Genomic DNA, 22,633 nt, shown 5'->3' on the forward strand with positions numbered 1-22,633 from the left:
TCTTCACGCGAACCGGTGTCCACTTCGCTCGAAAACGCTCTAGAGCATCGGTCCGAAAAGTGGAATCCGGGTTTCGGAAGAAGTCGATGCAAACTCAAAGAGTTACAGCATCGGACCGATGCTGTAACGGCTGCGCCGCCAGCGCAATCCCCGCCAATTCTCCTTCCCCTTGGGCATATCCGCGTTAAATTGAGCCGACGAATGATTCGCCCGTCGGACCGACCCGACATGGCTGTCATGAAACCCTCATGCGGCGGGGTGACGCTCTAGGAATGGTTGATTCGGTCAGCAGATTGCACGCCGCCGTCCTCGCAGCACGTTCGCGCGATCCCGCCTTTTCGCGCACCGCCAAGCTGCTCGGCGAAGGCATGCCGAAAATGGCCAAGAAGGTCGCCGAGGAGGCCGTCGAGGTCGGGCTCGAAGCCGTTCAGGGCGATCGCCGCCGCACGATCCTCGAAAGCGCCGATCTGATCTATAATCTGGTGGTGCTCTGGAGCGAGATCGGCATCGCGCCCGACGATGTCTGGCGCGAGATCGACCGCCGCGAGCAGCTTTACGGCATCGCCGAGAAGCTGCCCAAGGGCCGCCCGATCAAGCTCGCCCAGCCGATCGACGCGGGCTGACGGCGGGCCTCCCTCTCCATCAGCTCAGCATCCGCGTATCCCCGCAGACCGACACCTCCTGGCCCGAGATCGTCTTGCCGAAGGGCGAGGCCAGGAAGACGATCTGCTTGGCGATGTCGTTCGGGTCGACGAAGCGCTTGATCGAGACGCCGGCAAAGAGCCGCGCCGCCATCTCGTCATGCGAGATATTCATGCTGCGCGCCTTGTTGGCAATGACGCTCTGGATGCGCGCACCGTCGACCAACCCCGGGCAAATGGCGTTCGCCCTGATGCCGAACTCACCGAGTTCAGCGGCCAGCGCCTTGGTGAAGCCGATCACGCCCCATTTCGCCGCCGCATAGGGCGAGCGCAAGGGAAAGCCGTGCTTTCCCGCCTGGCTCGACAGGTTGACGATGCTGGCGTTGGTGGATTGCTTGAGATGCTCCACCGCAAGCCGTGTGCAGTTGAACTGGCCGGTCAGGTCGATGGCGACGCAAGCGTCCCAATCCGCCGGATCGATCTCGTCGACACGGCCCGTCGGGCCGGCGATGCCGGCATTGTTGACCAGGCAGTCGAGCCCGCCCAACGCCGCCAGCGCCTCCCCGAACAGCCCGCCCACGGCCTTGCGGTCCGAGACGTCGCAGACCGATTGCGTGATCGCCGGGTCGCTTTGCGCCATCGCGGCCAGCGCATCACGATCGACGTCGCAGATATGCACCTTCGCCCCCTCGGCAGCGAAGGCGCGCGCCGTCGCACGCCCGATGCCGCCCGCGCCGGCGGTGACGAGCACGCGCAAACCCTCGATCTGCAAATCCATGACGCTCTCTCCCTGTGCTGCGGGCTCTAGCCCTTTGTTTTGACGCGTTTTCTCCGCGCAAACGCTTCGCGTTTGTCGCGAGGGAACCGGTATCCACTTCGCTCGAAAACACTCTCGTGGAACCGATCAATCCGATTCCTTGAGCTGCCCTGTCTGTTCGATATGTGCCGCTGCCGCGCCGATGTCGGCTTCCAGCGCCGCCCGCGCCGCCGAGGCATCGCCGCGCCGTAGGGCCGTGAGCAGCTTCTCGTGCTCCTGCATGGCGCGGCCGCCCTTGAGCCGGCGCGGCTCGTGACGCATGTCGAGATTGAGGATCGGCCCGGCCTTGAGCCAGAGCCGCTCGATCATCTCGACCAGGCTCGGCATGCCCGCCGCCTCGTAGAGTGCGAAATGCAGGTCGCGATTGGCGGCGACAGCACCGGCCGAGTCTGGCGCCTCGGCGCTTGCGGCCTGCCGGAAGGCGGCCTCATGCGCCGCGATCCGGGCGAGCTGATCCGGCGTCGCCTTGCGCGCCGCCTCCTCGGCGGCGAAGCCCTCGACGACCAGCCGCAATCGCGTCAGCTCCCGAAACTGCGCCAGCGTCAGCACCGGTACGCGCACCGCCCGCCCCGGCAGCACCTCGAGCGCTCCATCCGCGGCGAGCCGGCTCACCGCCTCGCGCACCGGCATCATCGAGACGCCGAGCGCCTCGGCGACACGGCGCAGCGACAATTTCTCACCCGGCGCGAGCCGACCTGCGACCAGGAGCGCGCGTAATTCGGCGGTGACCCGCTCGCCCAGGGTCTCGCGGGCCAGCACGCCGACCTCCTCCAGCGCCCAGGGATCGCGCGGCATCCCCGCCGCGCCGGGCGCTTCGTCGACCGCGGCGGCGGCAGGAACGGGTGAGGGCTGGACACGGCCAATCATGTCTGCCAACCTAACTGTGATCACAGATCACGACAAGCGGCGACAAGACCGCGAACTCAAAAAGACCACGGGTCGACAATCCAGCGCAAAGCGCGGAACCGTTCTGGGAGGAACGCCAATGACAGATCGACAGCCATCGAAATTCCGCGTCTCGCGCCGTCAGGCGTTGGTCGGCATCAGTGCGGGTGCAGCCACCGGGCTGATCGCCAGCCCCTCGCTGATCCTGGCGCAGACGCCCGACGCCATCCGCTACGGGCATCTGACCCCGCGCACCGGCTTCCTCGGCCCGCTCGGAGAGTACGGCGTGATGGCGGTTGATCTCGCCGTCGAGGAGATCAATGCGGCAGGCGGCGTCAACGGTCGCAAGCTCGAGGCGCTGAAGGAGGATTCGGTCAATCCGCAGACCGCCTCGACCAAGGCCGAGCGCATGATCGAGCGCGACAAGGTCGCCTGCATTCTCGGCGAGATTTCCTCGGCCTCCTGCCTGACGATCTCGCAGGTCGCCGCCCGCAACAAGACGCTCTTCGTCAACACCGGCGGCAATTCCGACGCGCTGCGCGGCGAAAGCTGCAACCGCTACATGTTCCATGTCGAGCACCAGAACTCGATGTATGTGAAGAGCTGCGGCCGCTCGCTGATGGCGCAGGGGCTGGTCAAGGGCAAGAAGTGGTTCTCGCTGACCGCCGACTACGCCTTCGGCCATGACCTGCTCAAAGTCGCCAAGCGCTTCATGGAGGCCAATGGCGGCCAGTTCGCCGCCGACAAGCTGGTGCCGACCGACGCGACCGACTTCTCGGCCATGCTGATCGAGATCCGCGCCGCCAAGCCCGACCTGGTGATCTCCAACCTCGCCGGCAACCAGATCACCAATTTCCTGAAGCAGTATTCCGAGTTCGGGCTGACGTTCCCGGTCGCCGGATTCGGCTTCGACACGGCGCTTGCTTGGGCCGCGGGCAAGGACAATTTCGGCGGCGTCTGGCCCTGCGTCTGGCATCACCTGATCGACACGCCTGAGAGCAAGAAGTTCGTCGCGGCCTTCACCAAGAAATACGGCAAGCCGCCGGAGAACCAGGCCTGGGGCGACTACATGGCCGTGAAGATCATGGCCCAGTCGATGAACGAGCTGAAGAGCACGGACACCGCAAAGATCCTCGAATATTGGGAGAAGGGCGCGAAATTCGACGTGATGAAGACGCGGCCCGGCTATTTCCGCGCTTCCGACCACCAGCTCATGAGCGAGATGTACACGATCACCGCTCTGCCGGCAGCGCAGGTGAAGAACCAGTGGGACCTCTTCACCTCATCGCCGCCGGTTCCCGGCCCGAACGAGGATATCGAGGTCATCGCCACCCAGGGCGACGAGGCCGTCTGCAGGATGAGCTGAGAACGCTCCGTCTTTGCCAAATCGCGCCGTCGTCCCGGACAAGCGGCAAGGCCGCGCCGATCCGGGATCCATGCCTGAAGCGTTCCGGCATGGATCCCGGGTCTCCCTTCGGTCGCCCGGGATGACGGCGCGGTAGATTGAACGAAACTGCAAAGGTCAACCCTTGCTCACCCTCTTCATCCAGCAGGTACTGAACGGGCTGCTCGACGGGGTCTATTACCTCCTGATCGCGCTCGGCCTGTCGCTGATCTTCTCGCTCGGCGGCATCGTCAACCTGGCCCATGGCGCCTTCTACGCCATCGGCGCCTATCTCACGATCGTGCTCGCCCCCCATATCGGCTTCGGCGGCGCAATCATCGCCTCGCCGCTGCTGGTGGCGCTGATCGGCATCGTCGTCGAGCGCGGCCTGTTCCAGCGCTTCTACCGCTCGGACCCGATCCTCTCCCTGCTCCTGACCTTCGGGCTCGCCATGGTGGCGGAGCAGTCGCTGCGCATGATTTTCGGCGCGCCGCCGCTCTCCTTCTCGATTCCCGCGGCATTGCGCGGCCAGATCTTCCTCGGCGAGTTCATCTATTCGCGCTATCGCGCCTTGCTGCTGCTGATTGCGGCAGCCTGCGTGCTTGCCCTCTGGTTCCTGCTCCAGCGCACCGCCTTTGGCCGCGTCGTGCGCGCCGGCGTGCAGAACCCCGACATGGTCGGCGCGCTCGGCATCTCGCTGCAGCCCTATATGGTCGCGGTCGCCGGCCTCGGCATCGGGCTTGCGGGGCTCGCCGGCGTCTTGCTGGCGCCGATCTATTCGATCCATCCAGCCATGGGCCAGGAGATCATCACGCCGGCCTTCGTCGTCGTCGTCATCGGCGGCTTGGGTTCTTTCTGGGGCGTCGTGGTGGCGGCGCTGATGGTCGGCCTGGTCAAGGGCATCACCATCGGGCTCGGCTACACGCAATGGTCGACCGCCGTGATCTATCTGATGATGCTGCTCGTTCTGCTGTTCAGGCCCCGCGGCCTGTTCGGCGAACGCATCCAGCGCTTCGAGTGAGGGACGCCATGACACCCTCCCGGCACGACTATGCGCCGCTCCTGATCGCGGCCGCGGGCCTCCTCGCCTTGCCCTCCCTGATGCATGCGATAGGGCTCGGCACCACCTCGGCAACCGAGATCGTCGTCTTCGCCATCGCCTGCATGGCGCTGAACATCCTGGTCGGCACGACCGGGCTCGTCTCCTTCGGCCATGGTGCCTGGTTCGGGCTTGCCGCCTATGCCGCAGGACTGGTGCAGCGCAACTGGTTCCCCGGCCAGTTCGCCTTGCCCATCCTGCTCGCGGTCGCCTTTGTGGCGCTCATCGCCTTCGCCTTCGGGGCGCTGATCCTGCGTCGCAAGGGCGTGTATTTCTCGCTGCTGACGCTGGCGCTTGCCGCCATGACCTATTCCGTCGCCTTTCGCTGGACGGCGGTGACCGGCGGCGAGGATGGCCTGGGCGGTATCAAGCGCCCGCTCTTCCTCGGCATCGATTTCGAGGCGGCGCTGCCCTTCTACATGCTCGTCGCCACCATCGGCATGGCGGTGGTCTTCGCGCTCTGGCGCTTCCAGCGCTCGCCGGTCGGCACCGTGCTGGTCGCGATCCGCGAAAACGAGCAGCGAGCCCGCTTCCTCGGCTATGCGACCGACCGCTACAAGCTTGCGGCCTTCACGCTCTCGGCCGGGCTGACCGGGCTTGCCGGCTCGCTCCTGCTGTTCAACAACCGCATGACCTCGGCCGACCCGATCTCGGTCGCCTTCTCCGGTGAATTGCTGGCCATGGTCGTCATCGGCGGCATGCGCTCCTTCCTCGGGCCGGCGCTAGGCGCGCTCTTCTTCGTCATCTTCCGCGACTATCTCTCGAGCGCGACCGAGAACTGGCTGTTCTGGTTCGGCCTGCTCTTCGTCGCCTTCATCGTCTTCTCCCCGACCGGTCTCGTTGGCGTCGGAGAGCGCCTGCTGCGCCCCTTCCGCAAGCAGCTTGATGGCGACGCGGCGATGTCGGCCCGCCAGGCCGGCGCGGTGACGCTTCCGGCCTTCATGAAACCTGTCGACAGCGTCGATGGGCCGATCCTGCGCGCAACCGGCCTCGCCAAGAGCTTCGGCGGCATCAAGGCCGTCGAGGGCGTCAACATCACGATGCAGGACCGCCGCCTGCATGCGCTGATCGGCCCCAACGGCGCCGGCAAGACCACGGCCTTCAACCTGATCTCGGGCCTGTTCAAGCCCGATCGTGGCGAGGTCCGGCTGCGCGAGCGCCAGATCGCCGGGCTCTCGCCGGAGGCGATCACCCAGGCCGGCATCGGGCGCGCCTTCCAGATCACCAACCTGTTCCCGACGCTCACGGTCGCGGAGAATGTCCGGCTTGCCGTGCAGGCGCGCTCGGCCGAACGCTTCGCGCTCTGGCGCGCCTCCTCCTCACTGGCGCAGGTCAATGACGAGACCAGCCAGGTCATCGACACCATGGGCCTGCGCGGCATCGAGAGCGCGGAAGCAGGCTCGCTGAGCTATGGCGGCCAGCGCCTGCTCGACATGTCGCTGGCGCTCGCGACCAAGCCGCGCGTGCTGCTGCTCGACGAGCCCCTGGCCGGCCTCGCCGCCGCTGAACGCGAGCGCGTCGGCAATCTGATCAAGTCGATCTCGACCGATTTGCCCGTGCTGCTGGTCGAGCACGATATCGACCGCGTCTTCGCCATCGCCGACCATGTCACGGTGATGAATGAGGGCTCCGTGCTGGTCGATGGCACGGTCGAAGATGCGCGTTCATCACCGCGCGTGCAGGAGGTCTATATCGGCTCGGGCGCGCATGCGCTCGCCGAAAAGCCGCGCGAGAGCGCCGCGCGCGAGGCCGTGCTGCTCGGGCTCGACGGCGTCGACACCTATTACGGCAAGAGTCATATCCTGCGGCAGGTCGGTCTCGAGGTGCATGAGAACGAGATCGTCGCCTTGCTCGGCCGCAACGGTGCCGGCAAATCGACCCTGCTCAAGACCATCACCGGCATCGCCCCGCCCGCGGCCGGCACGATCACGCTCGCAGGCACCGACATCGCCAGGCAGCCGCCAGCCGTGATCGCGCGCGCCGGCATCGCCTATGTGCCGCAAGGACGCGGGCTTTTTGCCGGCATGAGCGTCAAGGACAATATGGAACTCGGCCGGCTCAAACGCCTGACCGGCAATGGTTCGCATTGGGACGACGACAAAATCTTCGCCTTCTTCCCGCGCATCAAGCAGCGCTGGCATTCCCCGGCCGATTATCTCTCGGGCGGCGAACAGCAGATGGTGGCGGTCGCGCGCGCGCTCTCCGGCGACACCCGCGTGCTGCTGCTCGACGAGCCCTTCGAGGGCCTGGCGCCGGCCGTCGTCGAGGAATTGTTCGAGGCCTTCGACAAGCTGAGACAGGAGATCGCGATCGTGATCGTCGACCATCATCTCGATCTCGCTTTGGCGCTGTCCGACCGCACCGTCGTGCTGGAGCGCGGCGCGGTCGTCCACACCGGCCCCTCGCGTGCGCTGAGCCAGGATCTGGCGCTGCGCCGGCAGGTGTTGTGGCTGTGATGAGCATGAACGCAGCCCGCTGGTCCCGTGGCGGTCCGGCTGACAACCTAGGCGCGGGGAACCCTCTCCTGGAAGGAGAGGGCAGGGTGAGGTGTAGGCCATTCGACCAGTTCCGCGAGTGCTCACCGCGCAGCCGGGTTCAAGCCAACGATTCCCCTCCCGAACACCTCACCCCTGCCCCTCTCCTTCCAGGAGAGGGGTTCCCCGCGCCCAACCACATCGATCGAGACGCTCCCGCATGACAAAGATCGCCATCGTCGGCTCCGGCCTGATCGGACGCGCCTGGGCCACAGTCTTCGCCAGCCACGGTTTCGAGGTCGCGCTGCATGACGTTGCGCCGGGTGCGGCCGAGGCGGCCCGCGCCCATATCGCGACCAATCTCGAGGAACTTGCCAGCCATGGCCTCGTCGACGATCCCACGGGCTCGGCCGCCCGCCTTCGCGTCGCCACCGGTCTCGCTGACGCGCTGGCCGGCGCCGAGCTCGTCCAGGAGAACGGACCGGAGACCGTCGAGGCCAAGCAGGCGCTCTTCGCCGAGATGGACGGGCTCGCGGCGCCCTCGACCATACTCGCCTCCTCGACCTCCTTCATCATGGCGTCCGTCTTCAGCGAGAACCTCCCAGGCCGCGCCCGCTGCCTCGTCGCCCATCCGGTCAACCCGCCCCATCTCGTGCCCATCGTCGAGCTCGCACCCGCGCCCTGGACCGATCCTGCGGTCGTCGCTCGCGCCAAGGCGCTCTATGAGCAGGCCGGCCAGGTGCCGATCACGCTGCGCAAGGAAAAACCCGGCTTCGTCCTGAACCGCCTCCAGGCCGTGCTGCTGGCGGAAGCCTTCCGCCTCGTCGGCGAGGGCGTGGCGAGCGCCGAGGATGTCGACAAGACGATCCGCGACGGGCTCGGCCTGCGCTGGTCCTTCATGGGGCCGTTCGAGACGATCGAGCTCAATGCGCCCGGCGGCATTCCAGATTATTGCGCCCGCTATGCCGCATCCCTGAACCGCATGGTCAAATCATCCGAAGGCCTCGGCAATCCCTTCGGGGAGGACATCGTCGCCGAGGTCATGCGCGAATGGCCCGGCACGCAATCGTCCGAACGCGTCAAGCGCCTGAGCGATTGGCGCGACACGCGCCTGGCAGCTCTGCAGGCGCATAAGCGCGCCTCCATGCGCAAACCCTCCTGAGATCATCAAAGATCGCCCCCAAGCCCGAAAGGACGAATCGCCATGGCGAAGAACCGCAAAGTCATCATCACCTGCGCGGTCACCGGCGCGATCCACACCCCCTCCATGTCGCCCTATCTGCCGGTGACGGCCGACGAGATCATCGACGCGGCGGTCGGTGCGACCGAGGCCGGTGCGGCGCTGGTCCATCTCCATGCCCGCAACCCCGTGACCGGCCAGCCCGACCAGTCGCCGGCAGCCTTCGAGCCCTTCCTGAAAGTCATCAAGCAGCGCTCGAACGCCGTCATCAACATCACGACCGGCGGCGCGCCGACCATGGGCATCGAGGAGCGGCTCGGTCCTTGCGCCTATTTCAAGCCCGAGGTCGCCTCGCTGAATATGGGCTCGATGAATTTCGGCCTCTACCCGATGCTGAACCGCTTCAAGGACTTCAAGCATGATTGGGAGCGGCCCTATCTCGAAGGCTCGAAGGACCGCATCTTCAAGAACACCTTCCAGGACATCGAGAACATCCTGACCACCTGCGCGCAGAACGGCACGCGTTTCGAGATCGAGTGCTACGATATCGGCCATCTCTACACGCTGGCGCATTTCGTCGACAAAGGCCTGGTCAAGCCGCCCTTCTTCGTCCAGTCGGTCTTCGGCATCCTCGGCGGCATCGGTCCCCATCCCGAGGACGTCATCCATATGAAGCGCACGGCCGACCGGCTCTTCGGCGACCAGTATCACTGGTCGGTGCTCGGCGCCGGCCGCCACCAATTGCCGATCGCGGCGATGGCGGTCTCGATGGGTGGAAACCTGCGCGTCGGCCTGGAGGATTCGCTCTGGCTCGGGCCGGGGCAGCTGGCGAAATCCAACGCCGACCAGGTCCGAGCAGCCCGCATGATCATCGAAGGCCTCGGCCTCGAGGTCGCGACGCCCGAGGATGCCCGCAAGGAGCTGCAGCTCAAGGGCGCCGACAAGGTCAATTTCTGACGCGCTCTGACAGCCCGGTTCCGTGCTTGCAGAGCCAAACGGCGCCGCAAGCGGCCCGACGCGAAGGCGCAAAATCGAAACTGGCTCTTATCGCCGCTGCTCGCTCACCGCTTCCACAAGCGGGCAAGCCGCTGTTTCCGCCGGCCATCCACATCAGCTTGGCCGGCGCATCATTTCAGGGTTGCCAAGACGAACGAGAGCGGCTATCTCCGCGCCATCGGGTCGGCACGCCTCGCGCTGATCGCCCCGATACGCGCCCGTAGCTCAGCTGGATAGAGCATCAGACTACGAATCTGAGGGTCAGAGGTTCGAATCCTTTCGGGCGCGCCATTCTTTTCAATCCTTTAGCCGATTTTGGCGGCTTCGGATTGGCCGCGGTTTGTAAAATCCGTAGCCGGAGGAGTCTCGAGCTTCTCCCTGGCAGCTTCAACAGACCTCGGACCTGTCGACGGCGGTGCGACAAGCGCTTTCGGTCGGCAAGCGCGTGAACTCCGTGCTGGACGACCCAGTCACCGAGAGCGTGGGTCGAGCAGATCGCGCAGGCCGTCACCGATGAAGCTGAAGGCGAGCGATAGCGCGAGGATCGCAAGGCCCGGCCCTGCGGCGATCCACCAGTTGTAGAAATTCGTGGCACCCTCTGCGATCATCTGGCCCCATTCCGGCGTCGGCGGGCGCGCGCCGAGGCCGATGAAGCTCAGGCCGGCGACGAGCAGGATGATCTGGCTGATATCGACCGTGGCATTGACCAGGATCGGCGTCCAGCACAGCGGCAGCACGTGCCGGACCAGGATGCGTGGGCTCGAGGCGCCCATCGCCACCGCCGCGTCGACATGCTCCAGCGAGCGGACCGAGAGCACCTGCGCCCGCATCAGCCGAGCATAGATCGGCCACCAGACAATGACCATCGCCAAGCCGGCATTGAACAGTCCCGGCCCGAGCGAGGCGGCGATCGCCATGGCCAGCAGCATGGCCGGGAAGGACAGCGTCACATCGGCGAGCCGCATCAGCACGCCGTCCAGAAGGCCGCCGAAGAACCCCGCCAGCGCGCCCAGGACGCACCCGATCGCGACCGCCGTGACCAGGACGCCGGCCGCGATCGGCAGGGAGAAGCGCACGCCGTAGAGCGTGCGCACCAGCACGTCGCGGCCCAGCGCGTCGGTGCCGAGCCAGTGGCTGGCGTTTGGCGGCTGCAGGCGGCGGCCGGCCAGTGCGACGGGATCATAGGGCGCCCACAGGTCGATGGTCGCGCCGACGACGACCCAGGCGAGAATCGTCACGAGTGCGATCAGGATCGGCCAGCGCGCCGGACCGGCGCGCGGATCGAGCAGCGCGGCGAGGCGGCGCAGGCGGCCGGGACGCACAGCAGTCGCCGCTTCGGGAAGGGCTGCGCTCATCGGCGATCCCTCAGGCGCGGATCGACAAGGGCATAGGCGATGTCGGTCACCAGGTTGGTCAGCAGGAAGGCCGCGCCACCGATGATCGTCACGGCGATGATGGCGGGATAGTCGAGCTGGCGCGCGGCCTCGACCGCGTAGGAGCCGATACCAGGCCATGAGAAGATCGTCTCGGTCAGGACGGCTCCGGTGATCAGATAGGCGAAGGTGAAGCCGAGGATCGTCAAGGTCGGCATCAGCGCGTTGCGCAGCGCGTGCGTCATCAGGACACGGCCCTCGCCCGCCCCTTTGGCTCGCGCGACCAGAATGTAGTCCTGCGACAGCACCTCGATCATGCTCGCGCGCACCAGACGGGCGACGATGCCCACCACCGTCCAGCCCAGCATCAGGGCCGGCAGCACGAGATGCGCCAGCGCCTCGCGCAGCGTACGCCCTTGCCCGGCGAGCGCCGCGTCGATCGTGAAGAAGCCGGTCACGAAGGGCGGTGGCAAGGAGCGCGTATCGAGCCGGCCGGGTCCTGGCGACCAGCCCAGCGTGGCGAAGAAGATGAAGAGCGCGATCAGCCCGAGCCAGAACATCGGCACCGACGAGCCGACGAGCGCAAAGATGCGGATGGCCGTGTCGCCCGGCCTGTTGCGGAACTTTGCCGCCAGAATACCGAGGATGACACCGACACTGCCGCCGAGCAGGACCGATGCGACGACGAGTTCCAGCGTCGCGGGCAGGCGCTGGGCCAGATCGGTGGCCACGGGCTGGCGCGTGCGGAACGAGGTGCCCATGTCGCCATGCAGCAGGTTGCGGACATAGACGACGTAGCGCTCGGCCAGCGGCCGATCGAGGCCCCAGCGCTCCTTGGCGGCGGCGACCACGGCGGGATTGTTCATCTGCCGCTCACCGATCAGGGCGACCAGCGGGTCGCCCTTGGTGAACTGCGAGAGGAAAAACGCGACGGTGACGATGCCGAGCAGAAGAAACGGCATCATCGCCAGTCGTTGCAGCGCAACTTTGAGCATCGGCTCTGCCGGTCAGCGCGCTATTGCCGCCCAACCTGACTGAGCGCGAGATTGCAGCAGGCGCTGTAGCGCACACCGGTCACGCCCTTGCGCGAGGCCAGGATCAGATCCGGACTGACGACGGGGATGATGACCTTGTCGCCGATCATCTCGAGCGCGATCTCGCGATAGATCCGCTCGGCCTCAGTCGGCGTGGCGGCCAGCGCCTGCTTGAGGAGTTCGCCTTCCTTCTCGTTGACCACGCCCTGCACCTTGTCGGCGTGTGAGCGTTTGACCCAGGAGCTCGTGCTCATCATCGAGAAGAACTGGACATATTGCACCGTGCCGAAATAGTCGGGCGCATAATAGGACGCGGTGATCGGGATGCCGTCCTTGGCGACGCGCTCGCGCCAGACCGCGAAGGTTATCGGCTCAAGCTCGAGCTTGATGCCGACGCGGCCGAGATCCTGCTGCAGCTTCTGCATCATCAGCGAGAGATCGACGCCGTAGGAGTTGACCGCCGGATAGGCCGATTTCATCGTGAAGCCGTTGGGCTGGCCTGCTTCCGCGAGCTTCGCCTTGGCAAGCGCGAGATCCTGCTTGGGCAAAGGCAGGTCGGTGGTGCCGGGGAATCCATTGGGAATCGCGACTGGCTGCGGCCGGCCCTTGCCGCCGACGGTGAAGTCGATCAGCCCCTGATAGTCGATCGCCGCCGCGATCGCCTCGCGGATAGGCTTGGTCAGCGGAACTGTGTTGGCCTTGGAGCCGACGCCCAGTGCCAAATAGATGAAATTATAGCTCGGCACCGTATCGAGGACGAGATTTTGATCCTTGATCGAGGCGGCCGTATCGGGATCGATCTGCATCGCCACATCGGCGCCGCCCGTCTGCAGCATCTGCAACTGTGCCACTGCGTCAGGCACCTGCTTGATGATGATCTCGGCGACCTTCGGGGCCGTGCCCCAGAACTTATCGTTCGAGACCAGGCGCAGTTGGTCGCCATTGCGATAAAGCGCGAGCTTGTAGGGGCCGCTGCCGGCCGAATTGGCGAAGAACCAGTTGTCGGCCTGGTCGGCCGTGCTGGCATTCTCCCCGCCCACCGCGCCGTTGGCCTCCGCGACCTTGCGATTGATGATGCCAGCATAGGACGAGGCCAGCATGTTCAGGAACTCGGAATTGGGCTGCGCCGTGCGCAGCACGACAGTCTTGTCGTCAGGCGTCTCGACAGCAGTCAGGGCCTCCATCAGGAACGACGCATCCGACTTCATGTTCTTCAGCCGTGTCAGCGACCAGGCGACATCGGCCGAGGTGACCGGCGCGCCATCGGAGAAGACGGCGTTGGGCGCCAGCTTGAAAACGAAGCGCGTCTGGTCGGGGCTGACCTCCCAGGAGGTGGCAAGGTTGGGCGCAAGCGTCCTGTTGTCGGCGGCCAGCGTGACTAGCGTTTGGTAGACCGCCGACAGGTAGATTTGACAGGTGTCGCAGAATGATCGCGCCGGATCGAGCGACGTGAGGTCCATGTTCCGCGCCACCACGAGCGGGCGGGTATCGGCCGCCCGCGTCGGCACTGCCAGCCCCGCCAGCGATACGGCAATGCCGAGCACCAAGGCCGCCTTCATCTGTCCTGCCCGCATGATGTGATCCCCTCTCCTTGTTGCTTATTTCTCGGGACCCCGGCGCTGCGCGCAGGACCCCGTCCCCGGCATGTCGTTTGTCACGCCGCTGTTCTGGCGTGCCGCTGTCGAACCGATCCCGGGAGTGTGGCCGTTTTCGCCATCACGCAGAGACCGTCCTGCATACGCAAAACTCCTTGCCAAGCCAAGCGCACTATATGATATATCCGTATCGGAGGATAGCCATGTCTGAGGTCAAGAATTCAGTCGATGCCGCGCTGCGGGATCGGGCGCTACGTGTGGTTCCAGGCGGCATGTGGGGGCATCTCCACGCCAACAGGTTGCCGGAAGGCTATCCGCAGTTCTTTGCGCGCGCCGAAGGCTGCCGGCTCTGGGACGTGGACGGGCGTTCCTATCTGGACTTCATGTGCAGCTGGGGCCCCAATCTTCTCGGCCATCATCATCCCGAGGTCGAGGCCGCGGCCGAGCGCCAGGCCCGTCTGGGCGACTGCATGAACGGCCCCGCCGAGGTGATGGTCGAGCTCGCCGAACTCCTTGTCGATACCGTCGCGCATGCCGACTGGACGCAGTTCCAGAAGAACGGCACCGACGCCACCACGAGCTGCGCGACCATCGCGCGCGCTGGCACCGGGCGGCGCAAGCTGCTGGCGGCACGCGGCGCCTATCATGGCGCCGTGCCATGGTGCTCGCCCTCGGTCCTCGGCGTGACCTCGGAGGATCGCGCTCATATCCTCTATTACGATTTCAACGATGCCGAGAGCCTGCGCGCGGCCGCAGCCGAGGCCGGCGACGACCTGGCCGGCGTCATCGTCTCGGCCTATCGCCATGACCTCGCGCGCGACCAGGAACTACCGACCCGGACCTTCGCCACCGCCGCGCGCGCGGTCTGCGACGAGACGGGCGCCGCGCTCATCCTCGACGAGGTCCGGGCCGGCTTCCGGCTCGATCTCGCTGGCAGCTGGGAGCGCCTCAGTGTCAGGCCCGATCTCGCGGCCTGGAGCAAGTCAATCGCCAACGGCCACGCGCTTGCCGCCGTCACCGGCCGGGACTGGCTGCGCCAGGCGGCCTCGCAGGTCTTCGTGACCGGCTCGTTCTGGTGCGCCGCAGTGCCGATGGCCGCCGCGGTGGCGACGCTCACCGTGCTGCGCCGCGACAACATCGTCGCGCGGCTGGAGGCGATGGGGACGCGCCTGCGCGACGGGATCGACGCATCGGCCGCACGCCACGGGGTCGCCCTGCGCCAGAGCGGCCCGGTGCAGATGCCCTTGATCCTGTTCGAGGACGACGCCGACTTCGCCAAGGGCAATCTGTTCTGCCAGACGGCGCTGGCGCGCGGGGTCTATTTCCACCCGCGCCACAACATGTTCCTGTCCGCCGCCCATGGCGAGGCGGAGATCGACGAGGCGCTGGCGGTAGCCGATCAAGCTCTTGCGGCGGTCGCGGCGGGCAGCCGCGCCGCTGCCTGAACCCGATCGCCTGGCCGGGACCGTGCCATGACCCGCATCACCGGCAAGACGCGCATCCTGTTCATTCTGGGCGACCCGGTCGCGCATATCATCGGCTCGGCCCTGCTCAACGAGCATTTCGCCGGGCGCGGCATCGACGCGGCCGTCTCCCCGCTCCACGTCGCGCCGGACGACCTGCCAAAAATTCTCGCGACGCTGCGGATCCTGCGCAACGTCGCCGGGTTCGGCGTCACGATCCCGCACAAGATCGCCGTCATCGACCTGCTCGATTCCGTCGGCGAGCGTGGGCGGCTGGTGGGCGCGGTCAATTTCGTGCGTCGCGATCCTGATGGCAGCCTGCACGGCGACAATGTCGACGGCCTCGGCTTCGTCGGCGGGTTAGTCGCAGCCGGCGTCGAGATCCGGGGCGCCCGGGTGTTGCAGGCAGGGGCCGGCGGCGCAGGCCGCGCGATTGCCTTTGCGATGGCGGAGGCAGGTGCCGGGGAATTGACCATCGTGAATCGGTCTGCGGACAAGGCGCGCGAACTCGCTGCCGCGGTCAGCCGTGCCTATCCCGCCTGCCGCATCGCTGTCGGCGAGCCAGATGCCGCCGCTTGCGACATCGCGATCAACACCACCTCGCTCGGCATGAAACAGGGCGATCGCCTGCCGCTCGATGCCTCCCGCCTTCGTCCCCAAGCAATCGCCGCCGAAGTCGTCATGACGCCGGAGGTCACTCCGTTTCTCGCCGCCGCAACAGCTCGCGGCTGCAAGACGGTTCCGGGCAAGGCGATGCTCCTGGCGCAATTGCGCGCGGCGTCCGATCTCGTCGGCCTCGCCTGAGAGAGTTCTCATCTTGAGAATCTGGCCTGGAATGAATTGTTTCAATAGCTCTGGCGGCCTTGAAACCCTCGTCGTCATTCCGGGCAAGCGAAGCGAAGTCCCGGAATCCATCGTAGAGTGCGGTTCTCTACGATGGATTCCGGAGCGGCGCCGCTTCGCGGCTTGTCCGGAATGACGGCGCGCTTGAATGGCAATCCCGGGAGCGAGCGGCCGGTTTCCCGGCCGCCGCAGCTTCAGTCGTCGAAGCCTTCAAAAGGCGCAGGATCGAGGAAACGACGCAGGACATTGGCGGTCACGCGGCTGACCGAGTTGTCGTAGCCGTTGCAGGTCAGCGCGCAGCACCAGGCGATCGAGCCGGTCGCGAACACCGCGCCGCCGGCTGCGGTCGGGAAGAAGGCGATATCGGCGCGCACCAGCGCGTTCTGATCGCCCATCGTGCCGCGATGCAACGTCCGCAGCTCCTCCAGCGTCGGTACCCCGCCATAGTCGAGCCGGTCGGCCGTCGCCAGACGCAGGAGATGCGGCGGCGAGCCCAAAGTCGGCTCGACGCGATCGACCTCGAGCCCGGCCGCGCCGCCGCCGCGCAACCCGAAATCGCCGAGCGGCTTTGCCAGATCGACGCCTTCGACCAGCCAGGACACACGCGGGTCGCGCGCTGCCTCGAGCCATTCGTAAGGATAGGAGCGCGTGAAGACCTGGGCGTCGAAGCCGACGCCGACAAGGCGCTGCGGCGGCCGGCCATGGGTGCGCCAGAGGCCCGACGGCTCGCCGGTGAAGGACAGGCCGTTCTCGCCGGGCTCGCCCTCCCAGGTGCGCAAGCCACTCATGCCGCGGCGGATCTCCATCTGGAAGGGCTCCGTCGGATGCCAGGCGATGCGCCAGTAGAAGCCGTTGCCGCCGAGATAGATGTGCCGGCCGCCGCCGCGCTGATAGGCGTCGAAGGCGTCGATCATATTACGGCTGTAGTACTCGGGGTGCGACGGCGTGATCACGCAGTCATAGGCCTCCAGCAGTTGCGCGCCGTGCCGGTCGATGTCGCAATCGGTGATGACGTCGTGGTCGAAGCCGAGCTCTTCCAGCCAGTCGATGATGTGCGTGTCGTTGACGTAGTTGAAGGTGTTGCCGAGCGGCCGCATGTTGAGGATCGGGCGCTTTGCCGTCGAGTAGCACCAGCCGCTGCCGTCGCTATGAGTGTCGTAGGTCGAGAGACCCAGTTCGCGGTGCTCCTGGATGTAGACGTCGTCGCGCGAGAGCGCGATGACGCCCTCCAGCATGGCCTCGGCATGGACCTGATCGAGCCGCAGCGCGCTGTTGGCATAGGCCAGGAAGGTCGCGGTCGTCGCCACCAGAGCGAGCTTGGCCTTCGCCTGGCCGAGCGGGGCCCGCACGAAGAAGGAGACGTAGCTTTCGACGGGATCGTCGCTGCCCTCGCGTGCGGTCAGCTTCAGCGCGTAGAAACCGCTGTGCCAGTCTGAGGGAACGTCGAGCGTCAAATCGGGCTGCCAGCCGCAATCGGCCATGTCGTCGCTGTGGAAATGGATCGCGCCATAAAGCTCGGGTCGTTCCGTCCATTGCACCACCGAGCCGTCCCAGTTGGCGCCGGCGATGGCGCGCATGGGCATGTGCCGGAGTTGGCCGTCGAGCCGGTTGGTCGAGAGGTCGCGCACCCGGTCGCTCGCCATCTCCAGCGAAAAATCCCAGGCCCCGACCAGCGCGGGATCGGCCGGCGATGGCGCCAGCGTCTCGCAGGCCCGCCGCAGGGTCTCTTCGGACAAGGGTTCGCGAAACAGGCGCGGGCGATCGATCTTGCCATCGAAATGGCCGCCCGTGAGCGGGTCCGCGCCGCCCTCAAGAGCATGGGCGGCGAAGACGAGCGCTGTGTCGGCGGGCCAAGCCAGGCCGGCAGGAGCCTGGCCCGTCGTGACGCTGCTGCTGTCGCGCCCGCCCAACGTGTCCAGGCTGCGCTGGATCAGCGTGATCGCGCCGCTGGCGGCGTCATAGCTGGCGCCGACGAACACCCATTCGCGCTCGAGCAGCGGCCTGGTGGATATAATGGTCGCAGCGCCGGCCGCGCCAGCGACCTCGAAGACGAGATGCCCCGCTTGGTCGAGCCCCAGGCGCCAGCCCTGGCCAAGATCGGCGCGCCAGCGCGACATCACGGTCTGGGCGCCGGCGAGCGGGGCCGTCGGGTAGATGAAGCAGCCGGCCGTCAGGCTCGCCGCATTCAGCGCCGGCCTGTCGGCGATGATGGCGGCGGAGCCGGGATGGATCGGCTGGTCGCGCAGCGCGACCCGGCCGTCGATGGCGCTGCCGGGCTCAGCTAGCTTCAGGCCCGGGCCATCGGGATCGGGATCGGCACAGCGCACCCGGACGATGCGGGCGTGGGCCGCATCGAGCGTCGGGCTGGACAGATGAAAGCTCACGGTCTCGCCCGGCGAAACGACGAGCGGCCAAGCATAGCCGAGGACGGCGGTGGTATCTCTCATGATGCGGGCGATCCTTCAGTCGAGCTTCTGTCCCGTCAGCGCTTCCCAGCGCATGACGAAGACGGCCCATTCGGCCTCGACGAGGCTCGTGAATACGCGGTTGGGGAAGGTCTCGACCGGAGCGCCGCGTTGCCCTGGCAGCCGGGCCAGCATCCAGCGACGCCCGGGCTCGAGCGTGATCAGGACATGGCGCTTGCCAACGCCGGTCCAGCGCATGCGGTGCAGCAGCCGCTGCAGGTCATGGCTGTGGGGGCCGCGCGGACGGGCGCGCATCTCGTCGACCAGATCCTGCCGCGACGGGTCGACCTGCCAATGCGCGGCCTCGGGATAATTGACGAGCATGCGGGCTTCATTCCTGCCGAGCGGGATAGCCGGCGCCGCTCGTGCAGCGCCGGCCAAGGGGCAACTAAGTGGCGACTGAGCCTATTTCGTCAGCCAGGTGACCCAGCGCTCACGGAGCGCGTTGCGGTTCGCGGCGATCCAGTCGTAATCGGCGATGACCAGCTTCGACCAGTTGTCGGGCCAAGACGGACGAAAGCGGCGCTCCTCCGGCGGCACGAGACTCGGCGCCTCGCGGTTGTTGGAATCGAAGGAGACCTTCTCGCTGAAGGCGACATGCTCCTTGCCGTCCTGCACGAAGAAGTCGAGGAACTTCACACCGTTCTGGACATTGGGGCCGCCCTTCAGCACGGCCCAGTTGCCGACGTCGCGGATGGCCTGGTTCCAGGTGAAGTCGAATTCCCCGCTCTTGGCCAGCGGCACGGAGCGGCTGGAATAGACCATCATCATCACGGCATCGCCGCCGCGCATGATCTGCATGGCGTTGTCGCCGCTCTTCCACCAGGCCGCGATCTGGGGCTTCAGCACGTCCAGCTTCTTGTAGGCCCTGTCCAGATCCAGCGGGAAAGCCTTGTCCGGCGCCACCCCGTCAGCCAGCAGCGCGGCGAGCGGCACCCACCATTCGCGGTCGCCGGTATCGGGCAGCGAGCGCGGGCCCGGGAACTTCGCGGTGTCGAAGAAATCGGCCCAGGATTGCGGCCCGCCGTTCGGGAAAGCCTTCTTGCTCCAGGTCAGCGCCATGCCGCCGGCCGTGCGGATGATGCCGCGCGGGAAGCAGGCATTCGGCAGGGCGTGCGCGACGATGCCCGGCAGGCCGGCGCAATCGATCGGCTCCAGGATGTCGGCATGCTGGATCAGGTCCGGCGGCGTCGCGGTGACGACGTCGAAAGGAATGTTGCCGCTGCGCTGGCCGGCGCGGGCGCGGGCCCATTGGTCCGGCAGCTCGATCGGCACCGAGCGCACCTTTATGCCGGTCTCGGCCTCGAAGCGCTTGTAGAAATGCTCCTGCAGGCTGCGCTCCATCAGGCCGCCGGTCGTGGCGATGATGACCTCCTTCGACTGCGCCAAGGCGCGGCCGCCGATCGCGAAAGTCGTCGCCCCCAGTGCTCCCGCGAGCACCTGTCGTCGCGTTGTTTGGCGCCGAGTCGTCGTCGAAGTCTTGCTGTCGATGCTCATAGCGCGAGGCTCCCCTTCTATTGCGTTTGGACCAATGGGACGGCTGTCGTGATTCAGGGCTCGGCCGATCGCGTGCGCCGGTCGAGACGGCTTTTGACGAGGTGGCTGCCAACCAGCGCTGTGACGGTCAGAAGCGTCAGCATGGTCGCAACCGCCGCCAGCGTCGGCGAGATGTTGTAGTCGATGTCCTCGAACATCTTGCGCGGCAGCGTCTTGCGGTCGAGATTCGAAATGAAGAACGACACCACCGCCTCGTCGAAGGAGATGATGAAGGCAAACAATGCCGCCGAGACGACGCCCGGTGCGATCAGCGGCAGCGTGACATGGCGGAAGGTGCGCAGCGGACTTGCCCCGCACGACACGGCGGCGCGCTCCAGATCGGCGTCGAAGCGATAGAGCGCCGCCAGCACGGTGAAGACGACGAAGGGCAGCGCCAGGATGCTGTGCGCCATCGCGAAACCGAGCAGCGTGCCGGTCAGGCGCAGCTGCTCGAAGACGAGGAACATCGCCACGGCCAGCGCGATATGCGGCACGATGACCGGCCCGATCACCAGGAGTTCGATCAGCCCCTTGCCGGGCAGCCGGCCGCGGACGAGCGCCAGCGCCAGCATCGTGCCGATCACGGTCGCCGCCAGCGTCGCGATGATGCCCACCTCCAGGCTGAACAGCGTCGCATTCACCCAGTCGGGATCGGCGAAATATTCGGCATACCAGCGCAGCGAAAAGCCGTTCGGCGGAAAGCGCAGATAGCGCTCGGGGCCCACCGACATCGGCGCGATCACCAGCGTCGGCAGCAGCAGGAAGATCGTCACGGCATAGGCCGCCGCACCAAGCATGGCGCGGCCCGCATGACGAGGAGAGCCGGTTCGTCGCGGCGCGCTCATGCCGACCCCACGAAGCGGTCGAGCCGCACGGCGCGCTTGAAGATCAAGGCGAGCAGCAGCACGAAGGCGAGCATCACGCCGACCAGCGCGCCGGCGAAGGACCAGTCGAGCATCTCGCGGACCTGCTGGGAGACCAGCGTCGCGATCATCATCTGCTGCGGCCCGCCGATCAGCGCAGGCGTCACGAAGAAGCCGAGCGCCAGCAGGAAAACCATCAGGCAGCCCGAGGTCACTCCCGGCAGGGAGAGCGGGAAGATCACCTCCCTGAACGTCGCCCATTCCGAGGCGCCGAGCATCTGCGCCGCCCGGCTGTAATCGTCGGGGATGCCGCGCAGCGCCGAATAAATCGGCAGCACCATGAAGGGCAGCAGGACATGGCTCATCGCTATCACCACCGCCGTCTCGGTGTAGAGCAGCTTGAGCGGCTCATCGACGAGGCCCGAGGCCATCAGCATCTGGTTGATGACGCCGTTCTTCTGCAGCAGCACCATCCAGGCATAGGTGCGTACCAGCACCGAGGTCCAGAGCGGCAGCAGAACCGACGCGACGAGAATCGCGAGCTTGAGCCCTGTGCTGCGCGCCATCACCAGGGCCAGCGGCCAGGCCAGCAGCAACGCCAGCACGGTCACAATCGCCGCGATGCGCAGGGTGCGCAGCATGACCCGCAGATAGACCGGTGCCGTGACCGCGCGCTCGTAATGCGCCAGCGTCGGCGTCGGCAGGAACAGGCTCTCATGCAGCAGCGAGCCCAGCGGCAGCAGGAACGTCACGAAGGCGAGAACCAGGAACGGCGCCGCCAGCGCGAGGCTCGCGGCGCGGCTGTAATGACGCCCGCCGAGCAGCCAGCGATGCGGCCGCGCACTCATGTGGCGGACCCAAAAGCGCGCGCATCCTGCGGCGCCCAGCGCAGGCCGACAAGGTCCCCCATCGCTGGGCCCCGCATTGCGCCGCCGGCCGGCAGGCGAAGCTTCAGGCCCTGCCCGCTCGGCGTGCTCAGGAGCAGCGTGGTCGCGTTGCCGGAGTAGATCTCCTGCTGCACGTGCGCCGTGAGCAGCCCCTGGCCGGGTGCTGTCAGGCTCAGGCGCTCGGGCCTGATCGCGACGCGGAGCTTTGCCCGCGCGGCCACGGCATCGACGGCTGTCGCCTCGACCACGGCGCCGTCAGCGAGTTCGACCGACACGGAGCCGCCCGCGGCTGCCGCGCCGCGCGCCACGCCCTGCCAGAAATTGGTCTCGCCGATGAAACCGGCGACGAAGGCGCTTTTGGGCGCCTCATAGAGCTCGTGGGGCGTGCCGATCTGCTGCAGCCGGCCATGGTCGAGCACCGCGACGCGATCGGCCATGGTCAGGGCCTCGGTCTGATCATGCGTCACGAAGACGACTGTGACGCCGATCTCACGCTGCAATTGCTTGGTCTCGATCTGCATCTCCTCGCGGAGGTTCTTGTCGAGCGCCGAGAGCGGCTCGTCCATCAGCAGCACGCGCGGCTTGTAGACGATGGCGCGGGCGATCGCGACGCGCTGCTGCTGGCCGCCCGAGAGCTGGGACGGCTTGCGCTCACCGAAGCCGTCGAGCCGCACGGTGGCGAGCGCGGTCCGCGCCCGTTCCTCGCGCTCGGCCCGGCCGACGCCGCGCATCTTGAGCGGGAAGGCGATGTTCTCGAGCACGCTCATATGCGGAAACAGGGTGTATTTCTGGAAGACCATGCCGAGATTGCGCTGGTAGGGCGGCGTCCAGGTCACGTCCTCGCCACCGACCAGGATCTGGCCCTCGTCGGGATATTCAAAGCCGGCGATCGCCATCAGGATGGTCGTCTTGCCGGAGCCGGACGGGCCCAGCAGCGCCAGGAATTCGCCCGGCTCAACCGTAAGCGAGACCCCGTCGACAGCCGTCACCGATCCGAATCGCTTGACGATTCCGCGGATCCCGATCCCCACGGATCGGCTGGATACCTCGACCGGCTGCACCATGCGTTCCCCTTATCGCCGCACAGAATATTTGATA

At 66.6% G+C, this 22,633-nt stretch carries 19 protein-coding genes and 1 tRNA gene; 9 read left to right on the forward strand and 11 right to left on the reverse strand.

The window, feature by feature from the left end:
* Positions 1 to 272: 272 nt before the first annotated feature.
* Positions 273 to 623: a phosphoribosyl-ATP diphosphatase gene (hisE, locus tag BMZ97_RS10255; RefSeq protein ID WP_092168040.1), complete on the forward strand. Its 351-nt coding sequence runs from the start codon at positions 273 to 275 to the stop codon at positions 621 to 623.
* A 19-nt stretch (positions 624 to 642) separates the two neighbouring features.
* On the opposite strand, the gene BMZ97_RS10260 is transcribed toward hisE, so the two are convergent.
* Complete coding sequence (locus BMZ97_RS10260) at positions 643 to 1,419, reverse strand: SDR family oxidoreductase (protein ID WP_092168042.1); 777 nt, start codon at positions 1,417 to 1,419, stop codon at positions 643 to 645.
* 126 nt (positions 1,420 to 1,545) lie between these two features.
* Entirely contained in the window at positions 1,546 to 2,325 is a 780-nt protein-coding gene (locus tag BMZ97_RS10265) for a GntR family transcriptional regulator (RefSeq protein ID WP_348272105.1), read from the reverse strand.
* Positions 2,326 to 2,443: 118 nt separating this feature from the next.
* Here BMZ97_RS10265 and BMZ97_RS10270 point away from each other — a divergent pair, with 118 nt between their 5' ends.
* From BMZ97_RS10270 to BMZ97_RS10295, 6 genes are all read left to right on the forward strand, one after another.
* Positions 2,444 to 3,709: an ABC transporter substrate-binding protein gene (locus BMZ97_RS10270; RefSeq protein WP_092168045.1), complete on the forward strand. Its 1,266-nt coding sequence runs from the start codon at positions 2,444 to 2,446 to the stop codon at positions 3,707 to 3,709.
* A 163-nt stretch (positions 3,710 to 3,872) separates the two neighbouring features.
* Positions 3,873 to 4,748 (forward strand): branched-chain amino acid ABC transporter permease, encoded by an 876-nt coding sequence (locus BMZ97_RS10275; protein ID WP_092168047.1) that lies wholly within the window; start codon positions 3,873 to 3,875, stop codon positions 4,746 to 4,748.
* An 8-nt stretch (positions 4,749 to 4,756) separates the two neighbouring features.
* Complete coding sequence (locus tag BMZ97_RS10280; protein ID WP_092168050.1) at positions 4,757 to 7,282, forward strand: branched-chain amino acid ABC transporter ATP-binding protein/permease; 2,526 nt, start codon at positions 4,757 to 4,759, stop codon at positions 7,280 to 7,282.
* A 238-nt stretch (positions 7,283 to 7,520) separates the two neighbouring features.
* Complete coding sequence (locus tag BMZ97_RS10285) at positions 7,521 to 8,462, forward strand: 3-hydroxyacyl-CoA dehydrogenase (protein WP_092168053.1); 942 nt, start codon at positions 7,521 to 7,523, stop codon at positions 8,460 to 8,462.
* Between the two features lie 42 nt (positions 8,463 to 8,504).
* The gene (locus tag BMZ97_RS10290; RefSeq protein ID WP_092168056.1) at positions 8,505 to 9,437 is read left to right on the forward strand and encodes a 3,5-dioxohexanoate:acetyl-CoA acetone transferase; all 933 of its coding nucleotides are present in this window, start codon (positions 8,505 to 8,507) and stop codon (positions 9,435 to 9,437) included.
* A gap of 253 nt (positions 9,438 to 9,690) precedes the next feature.
* A tRNA-Arg gene (locus BMZ97_RS10295) sits at positions 9,691 to 9,767 on the forward strand.
* A 179-nt stretch (positions 9,768 to 9,946) separates the two neighbouring features.
* On the opposite strand, the gene BMZ97_RS10300 is transcribed toward BMZ97_RS10295, so the two are convergent.
* From BMZ97_RS10300 to BMZ97_RS10310, 3 genes are read right to left on the reverse strand one after another with little or no spacing between them, the layout of a single operon-like run.
* Positions 9,947 to 10,831, reverse strand: coding sequence for an ABC transporter permease (locus BMZ97_RS10300; protein ID WP_092168059.1), 885 nt, complete (start codon positions 10,829 to 10,831; stop codon positions 9,947 to 9,949).
* Entirely contained in the window at positions 10,828 to 11,844 is a 1,017-nt protein-coding gene (locus BMZ97_RS10305) for an ABC transporter permease (protein ID WP_092168062.1), read from the reverse strand. The genes BMZ97_RS10300 and BMZ97_RS10305 overlap by 4 nt, the downstream gene beginning before the upstream one ends.
* A 20-nt stretch (positions 11,845 to 11,864) precedes the next feature.
* Positions 11,865 to 13,457, reverse strand: coding sequence for an ABC transporter substrate-binding protein (locus BMZ97_RS10310; RefSeq protein WP_244546326.1), 1,593 nt, complete (start codon positions 13,455 to 13,457; stop codon positions 11,865 to 11,867).
* A gap of 224 nt (positions 13,458 to 13,681) precedes the next feature.
* On the opposite strand from BMZ97_RS10310, the gene BMZ97_RS10315 reads away from it, so the two are divergent.
* Together BMZ97_RS10315 and BMZ97_RS10320 are read left to right on the forward strand one after the other, a co-directional pair.
* Complete coding sequence (locus BMZ97_RS10315) at positions 13,682 to 14,923, forward strand: aminotransferase class III-fold pyridoxal phosphate-dependent enzyme (protein WP_092168067.1); 1,242 nt, start codon at positions 13,682 to 13,684, stop codon at positions 14,921 to 14,923.
* A 27-nt stretch (positions 14,924 to 14,950) separates the two neighbouring features.
* Positions 14,951 to 15,745: a shikimate dehydrogenase family protein gene (locus BMZ97_RS10320; protein WP_092168069.1), complete on the forward strand. Its 795-nt coding sequence runs from the start codon at positions 14,951 to 14,953 to the stop codon at positions 15,743 to 15,745.
* 233 nt (positions 15,746 to 15,978) lie between these two features.
* Here BMZ97_RS10320 and BMZ97_RS10325 read toward each other — a convergent pair whose 3' ends face one another.
* The 6 genes from BMZ97_RS10325 to BMZ97_RS10350 form a co-directional block, all read right to left on the reverse strand.
* The gene (locus BMZ97_RS10325) at positions 15,979 to 18,231 is read right to left on the reverse strand and encodes a N,N-dimethylformamidase beta subunit family domain-containing protein (RefSeq protein WP_092168072.1); all 2,253 of its coding nucleotides are present in this window, start codon (positions 18,229 to 18,231) and stop codon (positions 15,979 to 15,981) included.
* A gap of 15 nt (positions 18,232 to 18,246) precedes the next feature.
* Positions 18,247 to 18,573, reverse strand: coding sequence for a N,N-dimethylformamidase alpha subunit family protein (locus BMZ97_RS10330; RefSeq protein ID WP_092168074.1), 327 nt, complete (start codon positions 18,571 to 18,573; stop codon positions 18,247 to 18,249).
* An 81-nt stretch (positions 18,574 to 18,654) separates the two neighbouring features.
* Positions 18,655 to 19,689: an extracellular solute-binding protein gene (locus BMZ97_RS10335; protein ID WP_175525500.1), complete on the reverse strand. Its 1,035-nt coding sequence runs from the start codon at positions 19,687 to 19,689 to the stop codon at positions 18,655 to 18,657.
* Between the two features lie 110 nt (positions 19,690 to 19,799).
* Positions 19,800 to 20,582 carry an ABC transporter permease gene (locus BMZ97_RS10340; RefSeq protein ID WP_092168079.1) on the reverse strand — a complete coding sequence of 261 codons (783 nt, stop codon included), beginning with the start codon at positions 20,580 to 20,582 and terminating at the stop codon, positions 19,800 to 19,802.
* 44 nt (positions 20,583 to 20,626) lie between these two features.
* The gene (locus BMZ97_RS10345; protein ID WP_092168082.1) at positions 20,627 to 21,496 is read right to left on the reverse strand and encodes an ABC transporter permease; all 870 of its coding nucleotides are present in this window, start codon (positions 21,494 to 21,496) and stop codon (positions 20,627 to 20,629) included.
* A complete protein-coding gene (locus BMZ97_RS10350) occupies positions 21,493 to 22,524 on the reverse strand; it encodes an ABC transporter ATP-binding protein (RefSeq protein ID WP_348272106.1) in 1,032 nt (343 codons plus the stop codon). Before BMZ97_RS10350 ends, BMZ97_RS10345 begins: the two co-directional genes overlap by 4 nt.
* Positions 22,525 to 22,633: the final 109 nt, after the last annotated feature.

It is taken from the genome of Allobosea sp. OK403 (assembly GCF_900113835.1).
GTDB lineage: Bacteria > Pseudomonadota > Alphaproteobacteria > Rhizobiales > Beijerinckiaceae > Allobosea.